General features: G+C 42.7%; 23 protein-coding genes. 10 read left to right on the top strand and 13 right to left on the bottom strand.

Features of this window, described 5'->3' with window-relative positions:
• Positions 1 to 5 precede the first annotated feature (5 nt).
• The 10 genes from ACJVC5_RS09730 to sucC all read right to left on the bottom strand — a co-directional run bounded on the left by ACJVC5_RS09730 (position 6) and on the right by sucC (position 9,986).
• Positions 6 to 950: a hypothetical protein gene (locus ACJVC5_RS09730; protein ID WP_408099179.1), complete on the bottom strand. Its 945-nt coding sequence runs from the start codon at positions 948 to 950 to the stop codon at positions 6 to 8.
• Between the two features lie 101 nt (positions 951 to 1,051).
• Positions 1,052 to 1,963, bottom strand: coding sequence for an EamA family transporter (locus ACJVC5_RS09725; RefSeq protein ID WP_408099178.1), 912 nt, complete (start codon positions 1,961 to 1,963; stop codon positions 1,052 to 1,054).
• Between the two features lie 93 nt (positions 1,964 to 2,056).
• On the bottom strand, positions 2,057 to 2,947 hold the full coding sequence (locus tag ACJVC5_RS09720; protein ID WP_408099177.1) for a hypothetical protein: 891 nt from the start codon (positions 2,945 to 2,947) through the stop codon (positions 2,057 to 2,059).
• Positions 2,948 to 3,065: 118 nt separating this feature from the next.
• The gene (gene cysS / locus ACJVC5_RS09715; protein ID WP_408099176.1) at positions 3,066 to 4,505 is read right to left on the bottom strand and encodes a cysteine--tRNA ligase; all 1,440 of its coding nucleotides are present in this window, start codon (positions 4,503 to 4,505) and stop codon (positions 3,066 to 3,068) included.
• Between the two features lie 5 nt (positions 4,506 to 4,510).
• Positions 4,511 to 5,953, bottom strand: coding sequence for a glutamate--tRNA ligase (gene gltX, locus ACJVC5_RS09710; protein WP_408099175.1), 1,443 nt, complete (start codon positions 5,951 to 5,953; stop codon positions 4,511 to 4,513).
• Positions 5,954 to 6,017: 64 nt separating this feature from the next.
• The gene (locus ACJVC5_RS09705) at positions 6,018 to 6,491 is read right to left on the bottom strand and encodes a CarD family transcriptional regulator (RefSeq protein ID WP_408099174.1); all 474 of its coding nucleotides are present in this window, start codon (positions 6,489 to 6,491) and stop codon (positions 6,018 to 6,020) included.
• Between the two features lie 171 nt (positions 6,492 to 6,662).
• Positions 6,663 to 7,259, bottom strand: coding sequence for a hypothetical protein (locus tag ACJVC5_RS09700; protein ID WP_408099173.1), 597 nt, complete (start codon positions 7,257 to 7,259; stop codon positions 6,663 to 6,665).
• Between the two features lie 227 nt (positions 7,260 to 7,486).
• Complete coding sequence (gene ndk / locus ACJVC5_RS09695) at positions 7,487 to 7,915, bottom strand: nucleoside-diphosphate kinase (RefSeq protein WP_408099172.1); 429 nt, start codon at positions 7,913 to 7,915, stop codon at positions 7,487 to 7,489.
• A gap of 27 nt (positions 7,916 to 7,942) precedes the next feature.
• Entirely contained in the window at positions 7,943 to 8,815 is an 873-nt protein-coding gene (gene sucD / locus ACJVC5_RS09690; RefSeq protein WP_408099171.1) for a succinate--CoA ligase subunit alpha, read from the bottom strand.
• Between the two features lies 1 nt (position 8,816).
• Complete coding sequence (gene sucC, locus ACJVC5_RS09685) at positions 8,817 to 9,986, bottom strand: ADP-forming succinate--CoA ligase subunit beta (protein WP_408099170.1); 1,170 nt, start codon at positions 9,984 to 9,986, stop codon at positions 8,817 to 8,819.
• A 118-nt stretch (positions 9,987 to 10,104) separates the two neighbouring features.
• Between sucC and ACJVC5_RS09680 the strand changes: the two genes are divergently transcribed.
• On the top strand, positions 10,105 to 10,995 hold the full coding sequence (locus tag ACJVC5_RS09680) for an MBL fold metallo-hydrolase (protein ID WP_408099169.1): 891 nt from the start codon (positions 10,105 to 10,107) through the stop codon (positions 10,993 to 10,995).
• On the opposite strand, the gene ACJVC5_RS09675 is transcribed toward ACJVC5_RS09680, so the two are convergent.
• Entirely contained in the window at positions 10,952 to 12,328 is a 1,377-nt protein-coding gene (locus ACJVC5_RS09675) for a DUF4339 domain-containing protein (protein ID WP_408099168.1), read from the bottom strand. The genes ACJVC5_RS09680 and ACJVC5_RS09675 overlap by 44 nt on opposite strands.
• Before the next feature lie 31 nt (positions 12,329 to 12,359).
• Here ACJVC5_RS09675 and ACJVC5_RS09670 point away from each other — a divergent pair, with 31 nt between their 5' ends.
• The 9 genes from ACJVC5_RS09670 to ACJVC5_RS09630 all read left to right on the top strand — a co-directional run bounded on the left by ACJVC5_RS09670 (position 12,360) and on the right by ACJVC5_RS09630 (position 19,417).
• Entirely contained in the window at positions 12,360 to 13,262 is a 903-nt protein-coding gene (locus ACJVC5_RS09670; RefSeq protein ID WP_408099167.1) for an arginase family protein, read from the top strand.
• Between the two features lie 380 nt (positions 13,263 to 13,642).
• On the top strand, positions 13,643 to 14,143 hold the full coding sequence (gene pal / locus ACJVC5_RS09665) for a peptidoglycan-associated lipoprotein Pal (protein ID WP_408099166.1): 501 nt from the start codon (positions 13,643 to 13,645) through the stop codon (positions 14,141 to 14,143).
• A gap of 6 nt (positions 14,144 to 14,149) precedes the next feature.
• Positions 14,150 to 14,452, top strand: coding sequence for a DUF4398 domain-containing protein (locus ACJVC5_RS09660; RefSeq protein WP_408099165.1), 303 nt, complete (start codon positions 14,150 to 14,152; stop codon positions 14,450 to 14,452).
• 65 nt (positions 14,453 to 14,517) lie between these two features.
• A complete protein-coding gene (locus tag ACJVC5_RS09655) occupies positions 14,518 to 15,294 on the top strand; it encodes a tetratricopeptide repeat protein (protein WP_408099164.1) in 777 nt (258 codons plus the stop codon).
• Positions 15,272 to 16,333, top strand: a complete 1,062-nt coding sequence (gene tsaD / locus ACJVC5_RS09650; RefSeq protein ID WP_408099163.1) for a tRNA (adenosine(37)-N6)-threonylcarbamoyltransferase complex transferase subunit TsaD — start codon at positions 15,272 to 15,274, stop codon at positions 16,331 to 16,333. Before ACJVC5_RS09655 ends, tsaD begins: the two co-directional genes overlap by 23 nt.
• Positions 16,333 to 17,121 carry a 16S rRNA (adenine(1518)-N(6)/adenine(1519)-N(6))-dimethyltransferase RsmA gene (rsmA, locus tag ACJVC5_RS09645; protein WP_408099162.1) on the top strand — a complete coding sequence of 263 codons (789 nt, stop codon included), beginning with the start codon at positions 16,333 to 16,335 and terminating at the stop codon, positions 17,119 to 17,121. Before tsaD ends, rsmA begins: the two co-directional genes overlap by 1 nt.
• 74 nt (positions 17,122 to 17,195) lie before the next feature.
• Positions 17,196 to 18,593 carry a phospholipase D-like domain-containing protein gene (locus ACJVC5_RS09640; RefSeq protein ID WP_408099161.1) on the top strand — a complete coding sequence of 466 codons (1,398 nt, stop codon included), beginning with the start codon at positions 17,196 to 17,198 and terminating at the stop codon, positions 18,591 to 18,593.
• Positions 18,594 to 18,626: 33 nt separating this feature from the next.
• Entirely contained in the window at positions 18,627 to 19,076 is a 450-nt protein-coding gene (gene smpB, locus ACJVC5_RS09635) for an SsrA-binding protein SmpB (protein WP_408099160.1), read from the top strand.
• On the top strand, positions 19,076 to 19,417 hold the full coding sequence (locus ACJVC5_RS09630) for a hypothetical protein (protein WP_408099159.1): 342 nt from the start codon (positions 19,076 to 19,078) through the stop codon (positions 19,415 to 19,417). The genes smpB and ACJVC5_RS09630 overlap by 1 nt, the downstream gene beginning before the upstream one ends.
• On the opposite strand, the gene ACJVC5_RS09625 is transcribed toward ACJVC5_RS09630, so the two are convergent.
• Positions 19,418 to 20,161, bottom strand: a complete 744-nt coding sequence (locus ACJVC5_RS09625; RefSeq protein WP_408099158.1) for a sulfite exporter TauE/SafE family protein — start codon at positions 20,159 to 20,161, stop codon at positions 19,418 to 19,420.
• Positions 20,161 to 21,270: a DUF2252 family protein gene (locus ACJVC5_RS09620; protein WP_408099157.1), complete on the bottom strand. Its 1,110-nt coding sequence runs from the start codon at positions 21,268 to 21,270 to the stop codon at positions 20,161 to 20,163. Before ACJVC5_RS09620 ends, ACJVC5_RS09625 begins: the two co-directional genes overlap by 1 nt.
• Between the last annotated feature and the right edge of the window lie 53 nt (positions 21,271 to 21,323).

The raw sequence follows: 21,323 nt of genomic DNA, 5'->3' as shown, positions 1-21,323 counted from the left end.
AGATTTTAGCGGATTTTATAAACGAGAGTTTTAGAAGCTTCAAGTGATTCACCGAACTGTTTTTCATTCATTAGATCTGGTTTCAACTTGAAGAAAGTCTTAGCAGTGATTTCATATTTACCAGATTCAAGTTCAACACCAAGCTTGTTGATATCAACTGATGCTTTTGTGTCGTTAACTGCTACTTCAGCTTGAGCAAGTTCACGATTAAAAAGAACGGTGTCTGAACCGAATAGCTTCTTATGCTCTACTTTAAGCGAGAATCCAATATTTGCGCGAGTTTCGGCCTGACCTACAGTGAAGTTAAGCTCTGAACCGTTAAGCGCGATATCTGACATCTTAACAGCTTTAAGAACTGGAGCTGCTTCGATTAGTTCAACAGCCAGAAGGCCGTCGATCATTTTTACTGAACCGTTCATTGAAGAACGTTCGTCTTGTTTCTTTTTAACTACGAAAAACTTTTTAGAACCAGTCGCTGTATAAGAAAGAGTTTCGCCAGTTAGAATTACATTGATTCTTTCACCTGGAGTTGCTTCTGGTGAAATTTTTGTAACGTCTACAATCACACGTGCTTCAACATCATAATCTTTAACTTGGAAATCAATTCTTCTTGTTCTTGTACAAGGATAATAAACAGTACGATACATTGGCTCTTGGTAACAGTGACGAGGGCCTGGAATTGTACGACAAATTGGACCATGTGGACCATGATGACATTGAGTCATTGAACCGCCACCAGTACAAACAGTTCTGTATCCGGCCATCTCTGTACGTGTACAAGTATCAGTGTAGTCCTCATAGCGATACTCAGTATGAGTTTTCTCAGTCCTTAAAATTAGTTCCACTGAGTTTTGAGAACCATCGTAAACGAACGTCTTTGAATCGCTAGTTCTAAAAGCAAATGCATTTAATGAAGCCAATAAGGTCATCAAGCAAATAAACATTTTCATATGAATCTCCTCTGATTTTTGAAGGATTCATATCACTTATGAGAGGAGAAAATACAAAAAAATGAAAAATTTACATCTTATTTAGATTAGAGAGATCGACTCTAAGTACTCGGAACTTTGTATCTTTTTAACAGCATCTCTTTTTTGAATAATCTTAAAATCAGCGCGGCCAAAATAATCAAGGCCCCCATGATTTGCTGAAACTCCAGCTTTTCATTGAAAATCAATGCTCCCCAAATGGCGGCCGAGATGGGTTCTAGCATCATGATCAAAGAAAATTCAGTGCTCTTAATTTTCTGTAAAGCTGACAGCTCCAAAGTTAGAGGAAGAACTGTACTCAAAATGGCAATCCCAGCAATTATCATCATGTGATTAGAAGTAATGGCACTCACATTGTTCATCGGTGGCTGATAATACAAGAGCAAGGCCACTGCCCCAAAAGTAATGACATACATGGAAGACACCAGTGGATTCACCCCATTTTGAAGTTTTCCTGAAACCATAATGTAGAGAGCATAAATAATGGCCGAAGCAATACCTGCAATGGCCGCATTCATTTCATGAACTTTAATTTGACCGCCTAAAAGTAAAACCAATCCAAATGCGGCCAAGACCAAAGACCCAAATTCTTGCTTGGTCATTCTTTGTTTAGTGAACACACACGAGAAAAGACTTACCCAAAATGGATAGGTGTACAAAATTAAGGACGCCATGGTGAGGCTTAATCCCTTAATGGAATAGAGATAAGCAACTGACATAAGCCCATAACCAAAAATTCCAAGCAGCGCAAAGATGAAGATCTGTTTAGGTGATTGCAAAATCAGACGACGACGAAATGATAAAAGAACAACCCAAAGAACTAATGAAGCCACGAGAAAACGATAAGATAATAAATTGCCGACGGTAAATCCAGAGTCAAAGGCCCACTTACCAAATACTCCTAATAAACCAAAACAAAAGGCCGTAAGCGATGCCTCTATCATACCCACTAAATACTGATTGACCGTTTTCATTCAACGGATTGTAGCATTGGTAAAAGGAATTTCCACAATCAAAAAAAAGGCCCCTTTCGGGGCCTCTTCAATCAAGAATTTCTAAATCGCTTACTAGCGCTTATAGATTAGTGTGCGAGAAGCAGAAGTTGATTCGAACTGTCTGCCGTTAAGAAGCTCACCTGCGTGCTTGAAGAAGATCTTCGCAGTAAGCGTGTGACGACCGCTACCAATTTCAACACCAAGCTTATTGATATTGATTTGAGCATCAGAACTTGTCTCTTGAGAATTGATCATGATTTCATTTGAAGAAAGCTCACGATCGAAAAGTGTTGTAGATGAACCAAGGACTGGGTTCTTTTTGATCTCAAGAGAGAAACCTAGGTTCTCACGAGCAGCAATTGGACCCATCTTGATGTTAAGAACGTCGTTCTTGATACCAATGTTTGAAACTTCAAGGGCCTTAACGATAGGAGCCGCTTCAACTAGTTCGATACCGTAAGAAGCATCGATTAGCTTAAGACCACCAGTCATTTGAGACTGAACTTCTTGTTTTGTTTGCATGACGAAGAACTTCTTCGAGCCAACAGCAGAAAGAGAAAGACGGTCGCCATCAAGAGTTACCTTGATTGTCTCGCCTGGAGTTACACCTTCAGCGATCTTAGCGAAGCTTAGATCAACAGTTGCTTCAACGAAGTAGTCATGAACTTCGTAAGGAACACTTACAGTCTGCCAGCAAGGATAAGAAACAGTTCTTGTTACTGGAATTGTCTGACATACTGGACGGCCTTGAGGACCTGGATAGCAGCGAGTTTCATAATGAGTTTCTTGACGGTAGCAAGTTGTGTAACGTTGCTCATAACGGTATTCAGTGTGAGTTTTCTCAGCACGAAGAGACATCATGGCCGTGTCTTGTGAACCATCATAGAAGAAAGTTTTAGTTTGTGATGTAGCGAATGCCGAAAGGGCAAACATCAACACAGAAATAGCTGTGAGTAGTTTCATTGATAACTCCCTTAGTTATAAAACGAACAGTAGATTGAAACTATCATGTTCCTTTTTGCTTGGGGAGCGGATGTCAGTCTATGTAGGGATATTGTGAAAAGCTAGAGTCAAACTGACCCTAGCTTTGTACCTTCCAAGACGTAGAACCGTCTGGGTTATCTTTTAATTCAATACTCTTCTGTGTCAATTCTTTGCGGATCTCATCAGCGCGCGCCCAGTTCTTGGCCGCTTTGGCCGCTTTACGCTCTTCGATCAATCCTTCAATCCATGATGCATCGACTCCAGTCGAGCTTGTGTCCTGATCGTTCTTATGAAGTGCAGTCAGTACCGATTGAGGATCTTTATTGATCAGCCCAAGAGCTTCTTCCACAAACTTCACCGTATTGTGGATCTGAACGATGTTCTCGGCCGATAATTTATCTTTATTCGCCTTCACGTAACGAATGAATGAGAAGAAGTGTCCAAGAGCTCCAGCAGAGTTAAAATCATTTGAAAGCTCATCCATCATCTTTTCAATCGTTTCACTGATCGTGCCATCAGCAGAAGGATTAGCGGCAGAAGTATAAGTCTTCACCTCAAGCGCGAACTCGTGAATACGTTTTACTTCATCCAGTGCTCTTTGAAGAACTTCATCACTCCACTCAAGACGAGCGCGGTAGTGAACTGAAAGAAGAATGTGACGAAGAACTTGTCCACCATACTTCTCAACGAAGTCACGAATCTTAATCACGTTACCAAGAGACTTACTCATCTTCTCAGTACCGAAATTTAAAAACTCATTGTGGGCCCAGTTATTACAGAACGGACATTTGTTGGCCGCTTCTGACTGAGCAATTTCATTCTCGTGGTGCGGGAACATCAGATCCACGCCACCGTGGTGAAGATCAAGTGTAGGTCCCAAGAACTTCTTTGCCATCGCAGAACACTCAATGTGCCAACCAGGACGACCTTTGCCCCATGGAGAATCCCAAGCAGGCTCCCCTGCTTTTGCTGGCTTCCATAGAACAAAATCTGAAGGATTTTTTTTACGAGAATCAACGTCCACACGAATACCGTGCTGAAGCGATTCTAGATCTTTCTTAGATAGTTTTCCGTACTCAGGAAATGAAGGAACGTTGAAAAGAACTTCTCCACCTTCAACCACATAACCAGAACCGTTCTTAATGATGTCTTCGATCATCTTAATGATCTCTGGCATGGTCTCAGTTACTTTCGGAGTATGAGTCGCTGGCATCATCCCTAAAGAGTTCATGTCAGTTTCACACTCTTTAACGAATAGAGCAGCATGCTCAATTGGATCACGTTTAAGCTCTTTTGCGCGATCAATGATCTTATCATCCACGTCTGTGTAGTTACGAACGAAGGTCACATCATAACCGAACGCTTTTAGAACACGGTTAAAGAGATCGCCGACTACAAGAGCACGAGCATTTCCAATATGAAGAAAATCGTAAGTCGTCGGGCCACAAGAATAAAACTTTACCTTGCCTGGTTCGATCGTCTGAAAAACTTCTTTCTTACGAGTGAGGTTATTGTGAACTTTTAATTCTCTGGCCATCGGTCCTACTTCTTAAGTTGAGCTACACGTTGTTTCAGAACAGTTACTGGAGTAAGTGGGATCAAGAACTTCAAATCCGGTCCGTGATCGTGACCAGTAAGAGCGGCACGAACACCCTGGAACAGAGGCTTCCCTTTTACACCCATTTCTTTTTTCACATGGTCCATCCAACTGTTAAGCTGGGCCTCTGTGATAAATTCAGTTGTTGCCTTTGAAACGTCTTCATAGATGAAGTCGATGATCTTCGGAGTTGTCTCCCAAGAAAGGATCTCTTTCAGAGCATCAGTCATTTCAAAGTTCTCACTTAGAACTAATTCATTAACGAGTCTTGGAAAATCCGGAATGAATTGTGCATACTTCTTAAGCAGCTCAACACAAGCGTTCTTCCACTCTGGAGTTTGCTTGTTGAAGAAACCTGTCTCAGGCTCTTTCTCAACGAGAGCAATTAAAGAGGCATTATCCATCTTCTTAATGTGCTCAGAGTTTACCCATTTAAGTTTTTCTAGATCGTACATCGCTGCTGAAGCTGAGAAGCGATCAAGTGTGAATACATCTTTAAGTTCTGCTTTATCGAAAATATCTTTCTCAGCAGGATGCGACCAACCAAGAAGACAAAGATAGTTATTCATCGCCTCAGGCAGGTAGTGTTCGTTACGGTAAAGGTTTACTGAAGTAGCGCCATGACGTTTAGAAAGCTTCTGACGGTCGTGACCGATAAGAAGTGAAACGTGCGCGAACTCAGGAAGTTTAGCACCTAGAGCTTCATAGATCATAAGCTGACGAACAGTATTGTTAAGGTGATCTTCTCCACGGATAACGTGAGTGATTTCCATTAACCAGTCATCAATTACACAACAGTAGTTGTAAGTCGGTAGACCATTTGAACGCATGATAACGAAGTCGCCTACCATGTTATCAGGATAAACAACTTTGCCTTTTACCTTGTCGTTAAGCTCATAAGACTTCTTAGGAACTTTGAAGCGAATCGCTGTTTTTTCACCAGCGGCCACGCGAGCTTTTGCTTCTGCCCAGTGCTCAGGATTTCTCCACTTACCACTGTAGTGAGGATCGTTACCTTCAGCTTCATTCTGTGCCTTCATGGCCTCTAGTTCTTCTTCAGTACAGAAGTCATAGTAAGCAACACCTTGATCGATCAGTTGCTGAGCATATTTAGCGTAGATATCCAGGCGCTCAGATTGGCGATAAGGAGCATATTTCGCTACCGGCTTATCCGGACCTTCATCGTGGATGATGCCTAACCACTTAAGGTCATCAATTTGAAGCTTTTCGTATTCCGCGTTTGAACGTTCAAGATCTGTATCTTCGATACGAAGGATGAAAGTTCCCCCGACCGCTTTAGCGTATAGGTAGTTATAAAGGGCAGTTCGCGCGCCACCGATGTGTAGGTAACCTGTCGGTGATGGGGCAAATCTAACTCTGACTGTCATAAAGGGAACTCCTCATAGAAATATGAGGAACAGGATACACGCGAAGGGCGATTTTGAGAATGTTCTAGGTGTAAAGAGAGTCGATTTTCTCAGAGATCGCGCCCTCTGGAGTACCAGAAGATAGGGAAATCTCTTTTACGATCAATTCCTTGCACTGATCCAACATTTTTCTTTCACCAAATGACAGTTTTTTAGTCATTTTTAGAAGAAGCAGTTGGCGAAGAACGTCGGCAATCTCAAGCAGAGAGCCGGTCTTCACTTTCAGAGTATATTCGCGATGGCGACGATTCCAGGTCGACATGTCGACTTTAACATTTTGGTCTTGAAGCAATTCGAAAACACCACCGATTTCAGTCGAAGGAATCAATGAACGAACTCCCTCTTTGCTATCAACCGGGATCATCACTTTCATACCGTTAGAAACGACTTTAATGATGTAAAAGCTCTTCATCTCACCATTTAATTCTTTCGTATCGACGCTGCAAATCTGGCCTACACCGTGGCCGGGACATACAACGTGGTCGCCGAGGTTAAACATGAGAACTCCTTCCAAATAAAAGGTATTTCAATGGATTTATAACGCATCAGCATAAAAAGCTCTACGCTTTTGAAATTTTTACAGTCTAATCATTAACTTAGAGACTTTTTGGAGGGAAAAACCATGGAAAAAATACAGGAAAAGGGCCCCAAAGGGCCCTCAACCTTAAGATTAGTAAAAGACTGAGAATTGTAGGAATCGGAACTCTAGGCTTTGAGAGTACTCGATTGCAGACCCGGTAGTTGAGTCCTGGTTAACAAAAGCGATCTCTGGCGTATAAGTCAGGTGACGAATACCAAAATAAGAAAGATCTACCCTTTTACCAACGGCCAGTTGAAGTGTTCCTACCTCATCTTTACCACTTCCTTCTCCACTTAGGGTATTTGCCCATTCAACCCCCCATTTAACGGAGCCGTAATAAGCATTTTGAAGATCGTTGGTATTATTAATGTAGGCAGCTAAATTGAAGCCGTAATCTTCAACATCTCCTCGACCTGCTTCTGTACCACTGAAATAATTCACACCTCCACCGACTTGGATTAGATCATATTGCGGTAATTGGTAGGCATAGTTCAGCCTTAAATCGAAGTTCAAGTCATTATCAGCGTTGTTCCCCTTCGTCTTAGACTTACTGAATGACAGCACCCCATTTAAAAGTGAATCAGCATTGAACTCAATCATATGCTTTTGTCCGGTCCCTCCCCCTTGCTGAGCATAGGCGGATCCAACCAAGAGCGCGGAAGTTAAGGCCACCATAATCTTTTTCATAACGATCCCCTTTTTCTATCTGTTGGTCTCTAGTGATAGAGATAAATTCATACTCAACGGAATTTTAACAACCGTTTGAATTCATGAAAAAGTGCGGGGTTTCTACACAGGAAAGGTTCACTCAAATATGTGAGTTCTGATTCTGGTGACTTATAAAGAAATAGGAGTGAAATGCAGATAAGTAAGACAAAAAAAATGCCCCACCGAAGTGGGGCACTTTATAGGAATTAGAAACGGTTTGTGATTTCAGAACGCTCGAAGAAGTAAGCGATCTCTCTTTCAGCAGCAGCAGCTGAATCTGAACCGTGAACTGAGTTCTCGCCTACAGATTTAGCATATAGCTTACGGATTGTGCCTTCAGCAGCGTTAGCTGGGTTAGTAGCACCCATAAGCTCGCGGTTCTTCATAACTGCGTTTTCACCTTCAAGAACCATAAGCATAACTGGACCTGAAGTCATGAAGTTAACTAGTTCGCCGAAGAAAGGACGCTCTTTGTGCTCGATATAGAAACCTTCAGCTTTTTCTTTAGAAAGTTTAGCAAATTTAGCAGCAGCGATACGAAGACCATTCTTCTCGAAGTGAGCGATGATGTTCCCGATATTGTTATCAAGAGTTGAGTTAGGTTTAATGATTGAAAATGTTTTTTCGATGGCCATTGTAAGCTCCTTATAAATTTTTCGATTTTACTTCTTTAATACTTCTGCGATCTTTTGTCCAAGCTCTGCTGGAGAACGGGCAATTGTTACGCCACATTCTTGAAGAATTCGGAACTTAGCTTCTGCAGAATCGTCTTCGCCAGAGATAATCGCACCAGCGTGACCCATACGTTTACCTTTAGGGGCAGCTGCACCAGCGATGAAGCTCACTACAGGTTTAGACATATTGGCCTTGATCCAACGAGCAGCATCTGTTTCAGCTGTTCCGCCGATCTCACCGATCATGATCACTGCTTTTGTATCAGGATCATTCTCGAACATCTCAAGACAGTCGATGAAGTTTGTACCGTTAACAGGGTCACCACCGATACCTACGCAAGTAGATTGACCGATTTCACGCTGAGTAAGCTGGTAAACCGCTTCATAAGTAAGAGTACCTGAACGAGAGATAACTCCTACGTTACCTGGCATATGGATGTGGCCAGGCATGATTCCGATCTTACACTCACCTGGAGTGATAACACCCGGACAGTTTGGACCGATTAGACGAGATTTAGAACCACGAAGAGCGGCCTTAACCTTGATCATATCGCCAACAGGGATACCTTCTGTAATACAGATGATAAGTGGAAGTTCGGCGTCGATACACTCAATGATTGAATCAGCAGCGTACGGAGGTGGAACGAAAATCATGGCCGCATTTGCGCCAGTTTCTTTCACAGCTTCGTAAGTTGTGTTGAAAACAGGAATACCTTCGTGAACTGTGCCGCCTTTCCCAGGAGTCACACCACCAACAACGTTCGTACCGTAGTCACGAGATTGTAGAGTATGGAAAGTACCTTGTTTACCAGTAAGACCAATAGTGATCAGACGTGTATTTCTATTAATTAAGATGGCCATATTATTTAGCTCCCTTCGCAGCTTCTACCGCTTTCTTAGCGGCATCAGCGAGGTCATTAGCTGGAGTAATTTTTAATCCAGATTCTGCAAGAATCTTTTTACCAAGAGCAACGTTTGTACCTTCTAGACGAACAACTAGAGGAACAGTCAGACCCATCTCACGAGCAGCATCAACTACACCGTTTGCGATGATGTCACACTTCATGATCCCACCGAAGATGTTCACAAGAATTGCTTTAACGTTTGAATCTTGAAGAATGATTGAGAATGCTTTTTGTACAGTTTCTTTAGTCGCTCCACCGCCCACGTCTAGGAAGTTAGCAGGTGTACCGCCGTGAAGTTTAAGGATATCAAGTGTTGCCATCGCAAGACCTGCACCGTTAACTAGACAGCCGATGTTACCATCAAGAGAGATATAAGATAGACCGAATTTACCAGCTTCAAGTTCTTGAGCTGATTCTTCAGTGATATCTCTCATCGCTTCGATTTCCGGGTGACGGAAAAGAGCGTTGTCATCGAAGTTAAGTTTACCGTCAAGAGCTAGAACGTCACCTTGCTTAGTTGTAACAAGCGGGTTGATCTCAGCGATTGAACAGTCTTTTTCAATGTATAGCTTGTAAAGGTTCTCGAAGAAAGAAACAGCTTTCTTAAGTGTTTCACCTTTAAGACCTAGAGCGTATCCAAGTTTACGACCGTGAGCTGGTGTGAAACCAGTTGCAGGATCGATGTGAGCTTTGATGATTTTTTCTGGAGTGTTATGAGCAACAGTCTCGATGTCCATACCACCTTCAGTAGACACCATGAATGCTACCTTACCGACTGTACGATCTAGAACGATACCACAGTAGTACTCGTGATCGATTTCACAGCCTTGTTCGATAAGAACTTTTAGAACTTTCTTACCTTCAGGACCTGTTTGGTGAGTAACAAGTTGCATGCCAATAATTTCTTTAGCAAGTTTTTCAACTTCTTCTAGAGAGCGAGCAAGCTTAACACCGCCACCCTTACCACGGCCTCCGGCATGAATTTGAGCTTTAACAACCCAAACTTTAGTATCTAGTTTTTTAGCAACTTCCACGGCTTCAGCTGGAGTGTTAGCAACTCCACCCTTCAAGACCGCGATGTTGAACTGTCGCATCAGGTCTTTGGCCTGGTACTCATGCACATTCATAGGCTCTCCTTAAAACTTCATTTGAATAGGACACATTATAGGCATTTTGCGGGGTCAGACAATCAAAAGGTCTTGAAAAACGCGGAATTGAAAGGGCATCATAGAGGCGCGAGGTGTTATGACTAAAAAATATTTTATTCTCCATCCCGCTGTCTTCAAACTTGATGGCGGCGCTATGTTCGGAATTATTCCAAAACCATTATGGTCGAAACAAATTCCGGCCGATGAATTGAATCGCATCCAATTGAGTCTTCGTGTCATGCTTATTCAAACGGCCACCAAAAATATCCTGGTAGATACTGGAATTGGTGATTATCACGGGGAAAAGTTCGATGATCGCTTCGGAGTTGTGGGCCCACAAAACCCATTGGTTGAGAGTCTTCAAAAGAATTTCAACTTAAGGCCGTCGGACATTACTGATTTAATTGTGACCCATCTTCATTTTGATCACGTGGGTGGATTAGGTCATGATGAGCAGGAACACTTGAGTGTTTTTCCTAATGCGACACTTCACATCCACCGTCAACATTATGACTATGCCCTTCATCCGACCATGCGAGATGCGGGATCGTTTCATACCCAGTACTTCAAACCGCTGATTGAAAAGGCCGATCAAGAAGGCAAGGTTCACTGGTTGACTGGTGAGCAAGGCACGATTTTAACTGATGGACCTGACAGTCTTTATTTTAGAGTCTCTCATGGCCATACACCGTTTCTGGTTCATCCTTATGATGACAAGTTCATTTATATGGCCGATCTGGTTCCAACCAGTGCTCACATCTCAATTCCTTGGGTCATGGGTTATGACATCTCTCCGGGAATTACGACGGTCAATAAGGCCGAATTCTATCGCTTTATTATAGACAAGAATCTCACCATGATTTTTGAACATGATATGAAAGTTTGGGGCGCCAAAGTGAAACCAAAAGGTGAACACGAATTTGAAGCGGCCAAGACCTATTCAGTTAGTGAGATCGATCCTCAGAAATCTGAAGTATTTTTTGAGTAATGTCATTCTTAATGGCGGAGAACGCTTTGCGGATTCGATTTGAATAATCCTCGAGTTGCTTTTCCGTCGGATTTCCCTTCTTCGCCTGAAACTCTTCGATAAATTTCATAGACTCAAAACCAATTCGCTTTGAAGTGAGACGAACCATCACTTCATAATTTCTGCGATTAGCTCCGCCTTTCATTTGGGACAGATCTACGGTCTTGAAGTACTTCTCGTTCTCCACCACAAAATTTGTAAGGAAAGAACCGAATTTTTTTGTATAAGAATCAACCATCGGTTTTAGGTTGGCCTTAAACTTTTTACTATCGAGAAAATCCAAAAAGTGTTGTTCGATTTGAAGTGAAATCGCCTCAAGAGTCTGAAGCTTTTGCTGCAAGTCCTGCCAGAACAACTCTTCACGATTTTGGGCCACTCGTTCTTTTTGCGTCTTCTGTTTAATGAGTTTATCTAGGATGCGGCCATACTCTTCGGCGCCTTTCGAGAACAGAACCACTTTTGTTCTCGCCACGTAGTTTGAGGCAGGAGGAACAAACTTATTCATGAGTTTCGGAAGGAACCCCTCCCAAGAACAATCAGAGGCCTTCACGTCCATTTCATACATGCCCGGAACAATTTTTGTGCCGGCAGAAAAATCAAAACTTGAAAATTCCACCACATGATCAGTCAGGACTCCGGATGATTTAAAGGCGACTTTTTCATCATCGAGGGCCAGGAGTTTTCCAGGCAGAGACTGAAAAGTGGCCTCAACCTTACAGGTCTCAAAACTTGAAGTCACAAGCCAGATATGTGAATGATCACTGGGAAGATATTCTTTAAAAAAAATGGGTTTGTTCCACCCTTCAAAGGCCAGCTCTTTAGAGATTTTCTCATGCAGTTCCATGGTCATTTTCGGATAACGACGGATGCTAACTTCCTCAAAGTTTTTAATCATGCCGGCAAAGACAATTCCGGCCATCACTACTCCTACACCCACAACAAAAGGCCATAATTTTCTGGTCTTCGCCGGTTGCTCGGTCTCCTCAACTTCAGGAATGGGAGGAAGTTCTTCTGCGATAAATGGCGGTGGAGTTTCTTCTTCAGGGACCGGTGGTAGATCTGGAATTTCGTCCTTGGGAGTTGGCGGTAACTCTTTTTTCTCTGTAAAAGATTTACTGAAAGGAACTGACTCTGGCATTCCTTCGCACCAGATTTTAACTTCCGGAGTTATTTTGCCGGCCGCTAAAAATTGTTCGAGTTGACCCAAAGAATAAGGGCCCTCGTGCCCGGTGGGCAGAAGGATAAACCACTTAACAGAGTCCTTGTCAGTCCAGTCAAAATTTGACAACTTCATTTGAAACCAATTGGGAAATAACAAAGATTTTATGACGAAGCCAGAAATCACTCAATCACAAAAACGCTTTCAAGAATCCGTCGGGGCACTATTTCATGAAAATAAACCGACTTTCCTCTTTATAAAGAGCTCAACAGACTTGGGAGTCATTAGAAATGGTGGAAGAAATGGAGCAAGATTTGCTCCTCAATCCTTTCTTTCTACTTTTAAAAAGTTTTCCCAGGACCTTCATTTAAAAGAACAGTCCTTTCTTGAGTTCGAAGTGAGTGATGAGATCCATGAAAAACAAAATTTCCATGAGGCCCAGATCGCTGAATCTCAGCGCATTGAAAAAATTTTGAAAGATCATCCTGGAAAGAAGGTATGTCACATCGGCGGTGGCCATGATCACATCTACCCTCTTCTTCGCGCTTACTCGCACCAGTATAAGAAGATCGTTGTCCTTAATATTGATGCCCATGCCGACACTCGCACCGATACAGAGTTTCATTCGGGAACTCCCTTCCGTCAGTTCTCTACCGAATTTGATGGGGACTTTTTTATTTTCCAGATAGGCCTGCATCCATTTGCAAACTCCTTCTCGACTCTTTCTCCTCTGAATAAAGGAAAGAGTGTTGAGCTCTTTAAAAAAGATCTCAATCCGGAAAACCTGAACAAACTTTTTAAACAAGTCAGTGATGTTGTCGATGAAAAGACACTGGTTGTTTTCAGTCTCGATGCTGATGCTTTAAACGGATATGAAGTTCCTGGAGTAAGTGCTGTGAATCCGGCCGGAATTTCTCGCACAGAACTTCTGGACCTTTGGAAGAGGTATACAGGATTGAAACTTTCCCATGCCCCAGTGCTGGGTATTTATGAACTCAATCCTCTCTATGATTCGCTAGCGTCTATCAGCATGAGAAATATGGCGAGTTTTGTTTTTGAAGGATTTTGATTTTTAGGCAAAAAAAAAGCCCATCAGGAAGATGGGCTTTTTTTTTCGAGAGACATAAGGAGAAGTTAAAAAAATCCTTTCTTTAACCCCAACACACACACAACTCTATACTAGCAAACTTCGTGCCAACTTCAAAACGATTCTAAAAAAATATTCCTAACAATCATTTCTCGCACTTGATGCAGGGCTAACATCTTGAACATGTCAAGGCCATGACTTTTTGAATAAAACCATGTCAAACGTCCGACGCTAAACACTTCTTAAAACTAGAGTTCGACAATCAGTTTTCGCTTCAAAAAACATTTGAATAACTGCATAATGGCGAAAATATTTTTCATCACACAATTTTGTTCAATGTGCGCTTCAAAGGAGAAGTTCAAATGTTCACTCGTGCTTTATTCACAACTCTTATGGTTGCTTTTCTTGCTGTAGGTTGTTCTTCTAACAAACCAAAAAACAACCAAGACGATGCTGCTAATGGTGCTAATGGCGCTAATAATGGTCTAACTCTTGAGCTAAACGGTGACTCTGACTCTGGTAAAGCTGGTGGTCTAACTACTGTTTACTTCGGTTTCGATTCTTCAAGCCTAGAAGGTTCTACAAAAACTGCTGTTGAAGCTAATGCTGAATTCCTTAAAGCAAACCCAACTGTTGACGTTCAAATCGAAGGTCACTGTGACGAGCGCGGTGGCCGTCAGTACAACCTTGCTCTTGGCGAGCGTCGTGCTAAAGCTGTTCGTGATCACCTAGTTGCTCTTGGTGTTGAGTCGAAAAGACTTTCTACAATCTCTTACGGTAACGAGCGTCCAGTTGCTGAAGGCGCTGACGAATCAGCTTGGTCTAAAAACCGTCGTGCTAATTTCGTAGTAACTGCGAAATAAGGCGAAATGAGAGTTTCTCTCCTATCTGTTTTATTACTTTTGGGTGCGTGTGGTTTAACCACCACACGCCCTAAAACTGAAATGAGTCTCGCCCAGGCCGCGTTCATGGCCGCTAAAGAAGCAGGCGCAGACATCCATGCCGCCAATCTATTCCGTAAAGCTGAAGATTATTACCTGAAGGCCAAGTCTGCTTATCGCAGAAAGTATTTCAACAAGGCCCAGGAATATGCCCTTCTTTCTAAAAAATACTCCGAGCAAGCCGAATACTCGGCCGTCAGAAAAAAAGCCCTCGAAGGTAATGCAGAATAACGCAATTGCGTAAATTACGACAAATGCGTTAGAATTTGATCCATAATCAAAAGGATTTGAACTTTATGACTAAGATTCTATCTATTGTTGTGCTCGCAACTCTATTCACTTCTTGTATTAAAACTGCAGATCAGGTGAACCGTGAAAAACGTTTCGACAATATGTCGGAGCAACTAAAAGACTCTCAAGGTCTTATGGCCGATATGGTGGGCCAGTTAAAAGACATGCAAAAACAATTAGACCAAATGAATGGTAAAATTGAAGAACTAGAACATAAGCAAGGCCAGGCAAATCCTGAAACGGCCAAACTCACAGAATCTGTGAACCTCATGAAAACTCAGCAGGAAACAGAGGCCGCTCAACTCCTTCAGATTCAAAATGAACTTAAAGAACAACGCACTTTCATTGAAAAAGTGACCGCCAGTATTGCGGCCATGAGTGAAAAAGAAAAAGCGCCTTCAAAGACTAGTAAAAAAAAAAGCGCTAGGTCGGAACTAGATCAAGGTCTTCAGCTTATCAAGGAAAACAAATATGCTGAGGCCCGTACAGAGTTAGAGGCCCTGATTGATCACAATGACCTTACCCCAGGCGACCATAACAAGGTCATGCATGGACTGGGTAAAGTTGAGTACTACACAGGAAACCATGAGAAAGCGCTGGTTTATTTCAGCAAAATCTACACAAAGTATCCAAAAGCTTCCCTAGCTCCAAGTAGTTTGCTATTCATTGGCCGTTCCCTAAATAAGATGGGCAAGAAAGACGAGGCGAAACAGGCCTTCGCAAAAGTCGTTGAAGACTACAAAGGTACTAAAGAGGCCAATGAAGCCAAAAAAGAACTCTGATCCAAATAAACGAATCATTCTAGGTGTCGAAACAAGTTGTGACGACACCTCTCTTTGCATTCTCGAAGTCGATAATCACACTTCAAAAATTCTTTCTTTAAATAGTTTCAATCAGGACTTCCTTCTTATGAAATGGGGAGGAGTTGTTCCGGAATTGGCCGCGCGTTCTCATGTGAAGGCCCTGCCTCCTCTACTGGATGTAACTTTTAAAGAGGCCGGCATTTCTCCGGAAGATATTACGGAAGTGGCCGTGACCACTCATCCGGGACTGGTGGGATCTCTTCTTACTGGAATTAATCTCGCCAAAACTTTTGCGATGATGAGAAACCTTCCGATTGTTCCGGTGAATCATTTGTTCGCGCATCTTGAAGCGATTCATTTAACTGAAGAAGTTTCTTATCCATATCTGGGACTCCTCGTGAGTGGTGGTCACACTGCCTTCATGTGGGTCAAAGGTCCGAATGAAATGGATGTTCTTGGTAACACTCTTGATGATGCTGCCGGTGAGGCCTTCGATAAAGGTGGAAAACTTTTAGGTGTAGGGTATCCTGCAGGAAGAATCATTGATGATCTCGCTAAAACCGGTGATAAAGACAAGTACGATTTCCCGATTAGCTACATGAGAGATCGTCCAGGTAAGATGAGCTTCTCAGGTCTTAAAACCGCACTTCGTGTGAAAGTGCAAAGCATTCAACCAGAAGAAGTGAAAGCTGAACTTCCTCACTTGTGTGCTAGCTATCAAGAAGCGATCGTTCAATCTCTTCGTGTAAAAGCGGATGAGATCATCGAAAAAATCTTAGAGAAGAAAGTAAATGGTTTCACTACTCCAATCGTGATTGGTGGTGGTGTTGCTTGCAACTCTCGTCTTCGCGAAGTATTCAAACAACGTTATAAAAATGTGCACGTGGTGAAACCCATTTATTGCACCGACAATGCTGGCATGGTGGCCAACTGGGCAGGCCGTGTTCCTGATTTACAAGTTCCGTTCCCAGAGTGTCTTTCCCTTGATGCTCGTTCGCGCTATGTGGAGAAAAAATAATGGGTCATCGTTTTCCCATGGCCAACAAAAGTTTTGGCCAGCACTTCTTAAATAGCCCGACTGTTATTAAGAAAATTACTTCTCCTCTTCCGGAGGGCATTGATGCCATCGTGGAAATTGGACCTGGACCGGCAGTACTCACTCCCCATCTCGCCGCTTATAAGAAACCCATCTTCGTGATTGAGATGGATGAGCGTTTCGTTGAACTACTCGCACCAGTTGTGGGAGCTGAAAATATTTTTCGTCAGGATGCTTTGTTATTTGATTGGAAAGCGTTCTTAGAAAAACATAACTTTAAATCGATTTGGTTAGTATCGAATCTTCCTTATAACGTAAGTGTGCCACTCACACTTTCATTTCTTCGCATTCCTGAGATCACTCATATGACTCTCATGTATCAGAAAGAAGTGGCACAAAAGATTCTTCCGAATGATCCAAGAAACGCCATGGGCTCGCTCCATGCTATGTGCTTATCTCAATTTGAACTCTCCCATGTGGTTTACGCTCCTCCGGGTGCTTTCGTTCCACCACCAAAAGTGGACTCGCAGGTATTAGGCTTTAAACGTAAATCAAACCCTGATGTCCCTCTTTCCGAGATTGATGCTTTTGAGAGCTATCTTCGTTTGGCCTTTGGTCAGAGAAGAAAGCAATTGGGTGGAATCCTGAAGAACGATTGGGGTGCGGAGAAGGCCCAAGTAGCGCTTGAGAAGGCCGGAATTGGCCCTCAAATCCGAGCTGAAGCGCTCACTTATGCGGAAGTCCTAAAGCTCTTCGCAAGCTCTCGCTGAAAAGTTTACAGCCTTAATAGACGCACGGCTCCATAAGTTCTATAAGAGTCCCTCCTAAACCCAGGGACACACTTATGAAAAAGACCATCTTTTCTCTCCTTTTAGTTGCCTCAAATCTAGCTCTTGCTGATGAAATGAGATTCCTACGAGCTGACAAAGACGCACTTCAGGCACGGGTAGATATCGTTCAAGAAGCACAAAAAGAAATTTTAGTTGAGTACTACTCAGTCTGGAATGACAACCAAGCTGTTGGTGGTATGGCACTTTTAATTGATGCCGCTAAAAAAGGGATCAAGGTGAAGGTCATTCTAGATTCACTTTCAACAACTGTTCCTAAGAAAACATTCGCCGCTCTTCTCGCCCTAGCTAATGACGGCGAGGTTTCTAAAAATCTTGAAATCAGAGAATACAATCCACTTACTATCAAATTTTGGAAGGCCACACACCGCGATCACGGCAAGATGCTTATTGCAGATGGAGAGACGCTTATTACCGGTGGAAGAAATATTGGCGATAAGTATTTCGGAGTTAACGTCCGTCGTAACTTTTCTGACCTGGATCTTATGGCCAAAGGTAATGTGGCGAAACTCGCGAGAGAAAATTTCCTTACGACCTGGAACTCTCCAGCGGTAAAAACTTTAAAACTTGGTAACTACTCTCCTGAGCGTTTAGAAGAAAATTATTGCTTGGCCTTCGTGGACTATGAACACTGTGAAGGACAACGAATTCACTCGCTTAAAAAATTCAATGAAGAGAAGGCCCGCATCCTCAAAGTGAAGAACGATGTGATGACATATCGTGAAGGAGACTTAGTCGTACCTTACTCTGGTAATGACTGGTTTAAAGACGCTTACGTGATTGATGACGTGAAGTTCATGTCTCACGGAGCAGAAGGTCTTGTGACTAAAGAAACTGCTTATTTGAATGAAGATCTACTTAAGGCAGTGGCGAACGCGAAAGAAGATGTGAACATCATTTCTCCTTACTTAATGCCGACACCAAATTTGATGAAAGTCTTTAAAGATCTTCGTTCAAGAAATGTTCGTATCAGAATCATCACCAACTCGATGAACTCAACGGACAATCTTTTTGCACAAGCAGGCTATCGGGAATTGAAACCTCAACTGATCGCCATGGGTCTTGAGATCTACGAATACAATGGCCCTGATACTATCCATGCGAAAACAGCAGTGGTTGATAATCGTGTGGTCCTTATTGGTACTTATAATATTGACCCACGCTCGGCCTTCATTAACCGTGAAATTGGTGTGATCATCAACGATCAAGAGAACACAGGTTTGGCGAGCGACCTCACTCATATCATCCAAGGTTTCCGCGAGAAATCGACTCTGGTTGGTAAAGACGGCCTTCCTCATAATCAGGACATTGAAATGAAGGGCGTGTCGAAAAAGAAGCGTGCCGCACTCAAGGTGATCTCGAAGCTTCTTCCTTTGATCAGGAACCAGCTTTAATTCATCAAAGAACGGTGGTATAGTGCCATCCTTATGGGCATCAAGATTATTGCTAAAAATCAGCGCGCAGGTTACGACTACTTCCTTGAAGAGAAGTACGAGTGCGGCGTGTCACTAATGGGTACCGAGGTGAAGTCTCTTCGTCTGGGGAAGGCCATTATTAACGAGGCCTTTGTGGCCATTGATTCGGCCGGGGAAGTCTGGCTTCAAAACGCTACAATTCCTCATTACGAATTCGGGAACATCAATAACCATCCTGAGACTCGTAAACGTAAACTATTGTTAAAGCGTGAAGAAATTCAACAAATTGAGAAGAAAATGGCGATGAAGGGCTACACCATCATTCCACTTTCTCTCTACTTTAAAGACTCTTTAGTGAAGTGCGAAATTGCGTTAGCAAAGGGGAAAAAACTCTTTGATAAGCGTGATACTGCTGCTAAAAAGGACGTAGAGCGTAAACTTAGACAAGGGCGATTTGAGTAATGGAAACCGGTTTCGAGAATGTACGGAATATTTATCCATTGAATCAGACCAAAACCTTTTCTCACGAAGAGGCGTTGGAGCTTGTTCCTTTGCTTATGCATATCTCTTCTAAAACGAAGCGCGAGCTAAACGTTCTTAATTCTCAGCTTTCATTTTTCAAGGCCAACACTGACAAGGCCCAAAATATCCAAGAGAAAATCAATCTTTCACTTCAGGCGTGGTCAGATAAGATTCGTCGCTTAGGTGCTATTCCAGTTTCTCTTTGTAAGGTTCGCATTCCAGGCGAAGAAGGCCAGCATTACCTTTGGGAATACCCTGAGAACCGTTTGTTCATGCACTAATTATTTGTACATCAGAAGAAGTTCCGAAACACCTTCGTACAAAATCTTAAGCGCAATCACACCCAGCATGACGTTCACAACCAGATCAAACTTTTGATCGGAGATCTTTTTACCTAAAGGAATGGAAATCCCCACTCCTACCAGTGTTCCCACAATCAGAATGCCGATGTGTTCTTTCAAGGTCATGAAATTGATTCCGGCCGCACCACCGAAAGCGATAATTTTTGAGAGTTGAAGGAGAAGTTGGCCGGCACTTTTCGTCGCGATATTTCCATCACGAGAAAGTTTCAGGCGATTAAAGAACGGAGTCACCATCGGCCCCACCGCACCCACGAAAATACCTAAGAATCCTGAGAAAGCGCCGATGATACTAAAGGTTCTGAGAGTTGGTTCTCCTTGAGGTTTTATTTTCAAAGGAAGAATCGAAATCAGAATGAAAACACCAACGATGAGTTTTAGCCAAGTGGGATTGATGAGATCAAAAATCTTCGCTCCGGCCCAAGCAGCAGGAAGCATGAGAAGACCGTAGGCGATCACCACTTTCCAATGAACGGTTTTGTGATGAATGCCTGCACGAAGACCATTGGCAGAAAGTTGGGTGAAAGCGTGTAGAGGAAGTGCCAGTTCTGGCGGATACACAATCAGGAGTCCGGCGAGAATCAAAGTACCACCACCAAGACCTGTGAGACTTGAAACGAGAGTTCCTAAAGTAACCAATAAAAAGAGGAGGCCTACTCCACCCATTACCAGCTCCGGTAATCTTGATAGAGCTTGATCTTTCTCATCATAGTATCAAAAGCGATGGAGAGCTCATAAGTGAAGAGCTTAGAGATCTTGTAGTATTTATCGAAATTCGCCTGAAAATCTTTTTCAATGAGTTCGGCCATCTTCGGATCCTTAAGACCTTTACGATGTCCCTTTCCTAATTCAGAACCAACCGAGTAGGCGAAGTCACAGAGCTCTTCTTTGTCTAAAAATTTTTTAACCTTCACCGCAAAGCTTGGCACCTGACGGCCCCAGAATTGTTTATTCTGGTACGTGCAGTAACCAAGACGCTCTTCCATGCCATCTGCAAAAATCTTACTCGCCTCAATCATTCGGAGGCCATGGTGAGACACCGGCGAGTAGAAAAATTTGTTGTTCTTCTCCTGATACACTTCTTTGATGTCCAACATGATGGCATCGAGATGTGAATCTGGGTTCTTTGGCATAAGTGAATAGATGTAGTGCTTTTTGCCCAAACTTCCCGGAGTGAGACCCACTTCTGAAATATAATATTCGTTCATGAGTGAGGAATCATTTCGACTGTCGAGGAAAGTATGCAGAAGATTCATCACCTGATCATTACGAGGGCTAATGGCGCTCTCACGCATCTTCTTCGCCCAACGCTTATTGGAACGGAGGTATTCCTTTGTGGTCATTTGCCACTTGTCGGGTTCAATACCTTTAAGCATCTTAAGCTGTTTATGAGGAATATCCGGATGCACGAAGTGCGTGATGTAAGCATCAATAAAATACTCAACCACTTTATGATCAAGGAACCCATCCATCTCTTCACGACGAAGAGAAAGAGCACTCAGAAAACGAATAATGTCCCAACAATAGGGCCCCATACGAGAGCGATCAAAATCAAGCATGGCCGAGCCCTTAAAGGTCCGAACATAGTTATCGACGTGTGGGTTTCCATGAATAAAGGTCGTAGGAACTTTTGAAAGATCCAGAAAACGAGGAAGCTTCCCTTGCATTAAAGGACAGGCAATTCGAAATAGGAGATATCTTGCCTCTCTTCTCGATAGAGGCTCATTACCCAAGCGTTTTTGAAAGACATGACTTCGGCGTAAATACTCATCCATAGTATGACTATAAGGCCTATTTACCAACCTGCAATAATTAAGTTAAAATTTTG

Source organism: Peredibacter sp. HCB2-198 (genome assembly GCF_045999315.1).
In the GTDB taxonomy this organism is placed as follows: Bacteria; Bdellovibrionota; Bacteriovoracia; order Bacteriovoracales; family Bacteriovoracaceae; genus Peredibacter.
The sequence above is the reverse complement of the archived record's forward strand: the minus strand, read 5'-3'. Positions and strand labels throughout refer to the sequence as shown.

Excerpts from the sequence above, each read along its gene's own strand:
- ACJVC5_RS09730 (WP_408099179.1), bottom strand. The coding sequence starts at position 950 with ATGAAAATGTTTATTTGCTTGATGACCTTATTGGCTTCATTAAATGCA.
- ACJVC5_RS09725 (WP_408099178.1), bottom strand. The coding sequence starts at position 1,963 with ATGAAAACGGTCAATCAGTATTTAGTGGGTATGATAGAGGCATCGCTT.
- ACJVC5_RS09720 (WP_408099177.1), bottom strand. The coding sequence starts at position 2,947 with ATGAAACTACTCACAGCTATTTCTGTGTTGATGTTTGCCCTTTCGGCA.
- cysS (WP_408099176.1), bottom strand. The coding sequence starts at position 4,505 with ATGGCCAGAGAATTAAAAGTTCACAATAACCTCACTCGTAAGAAAGAA.
- gltX (WP_408099175.1), bottom strand. The coding sequence starts at position 5,953 with ATGACAGTCAGAGTTAGATTTGCCCCATCACCGACAGGTTACCTACAC.
- ACJVC5_RS09705 (WP_408099174.1), bottom strand. The coding sequence starts at position 6,491 with ATGTTTAACCTCGGCGACCACGTTGTATGTCCCGGCCACGGTGTAGGC.
- ACJVC5_RS09700 (WP_408099173.1), bottom strand. The coding sequence starts at position 7,259 with ATGAAAAAGATTATGGTGGCCTTAACTTCCGCGCTCTTGGTTGGATCC.
- ndk (WP_408099172.1), bottom strand. The coding sequence starts at position 7,915 with ATGGCCATCGAAAAAACATTTTCAATCATTAAACCTAACTCAACTCTT.
- sucD (WP_408099171.1), bottom strand. The coding sequence starts at position 8,815 with ATGGCCATCTTAATTAATAGAAATACACGTCTGATCACTATTGGTCTT.
- sucC (WP_408099170.1), bottom strand. The coding sequence starts at position 9,986 with ATGAATGTGCATGAGTACCAGGCCAAAGACCTGATGCGACAGTTCAAC.
- ACJVC5_RS09680 (WP_408099169.1), top strand. The coding sequence starts at position 10,105 with ATGACTAAAAAATATTTTATTCTCCATCCCGCTGTCTTCAAACTTGAT.
- ACJVC5_RS09675 (WP_408099168.1), bottom strand. The coding sequence starts at position 12,328 with ATGAAGTTGTCAAATTTTGACTGGACTGACAAGGACTCTGTTAAGTGG.
- ACJVC5_RS09670 (WP_408099167.1), top strand. The coding sequence starts at position 12,360 with ATGACGAAGCCAGAAATCACTCAATCACAAAAACGCTTTCAAGAATCC.
- pal (WP_408099166.1), top strand. The coding sequence starts at position 13,643 with ATGTTCACTCGTGCTTTATTCACAACTCTTATGGTTGCTTTTCTTGCT.
- ACJVC5_RS09660 (WP_408099165.1), top strand. The coding sequence starts at position 14,150 with ATGAGAGTTTCTCTCCTATCTGTTTTATTACTTTTGGGTGCGTGTGGT.
- ACJVC5_RS09655 (WP_408099164.1), top strand. The coding sequence starts at position 14,518 with ATGACTAAGATTCTATCTATTGTTGTGCTCGCAACTCTATTCACTTCT.
- tsaD (WP_408099163.1), top strand. The coding sequence starts at position 15,272 with ATGAAGCCAAAAAAGAACTCTGATCCAAATAAACGAATCATTCTAGGT.
- rsmA (WP_408099162.1), top strand. The coding sequence starts at position 16,333 with ATGGGTCATCGTTTTCCCATGGCCAACAAAAGTTTTGGCCAGCACTTC.
- ACJVC5_RS09640 (WP_408099161.1), top strand. The coding sequence starts at position 17,196 with ATGAAAAAGACCATCTTTTCTCTCCTTTTAGTTGCCTCAAATCTAGCT.
- smpB (WP_408099160.1), top strand. The coding sequence starts at position 18,627 with ATGGGCATCAAGATTATTGCTAAAAATCAGCGCGCAGGTTACGACTAC.
- ACJVC5_RS09630 (WP_408099159.1), top strand. The coding sequence starts at position 19,076 with ATGGAAACCGGTTTCGAGAATGTACGGAATATTTATCCATTGAATCAG.
- ACJVC5_RS09625 (WP_408099158.1), bottom strand. The coding sequence starts at position 20,161 with ATGGGTGGAGTAGGCCTCCTCTTTTTATTGGTTACTTTAGGAACTCTC.
- ACJVC5_RS09620 (WP_408099157.1), bottom strand. The coding sequence starts at position 21,270 with ATGGATGAGTATTTACGCCGAAGTCATGTCTTTCAAAAACGCTTGGGT.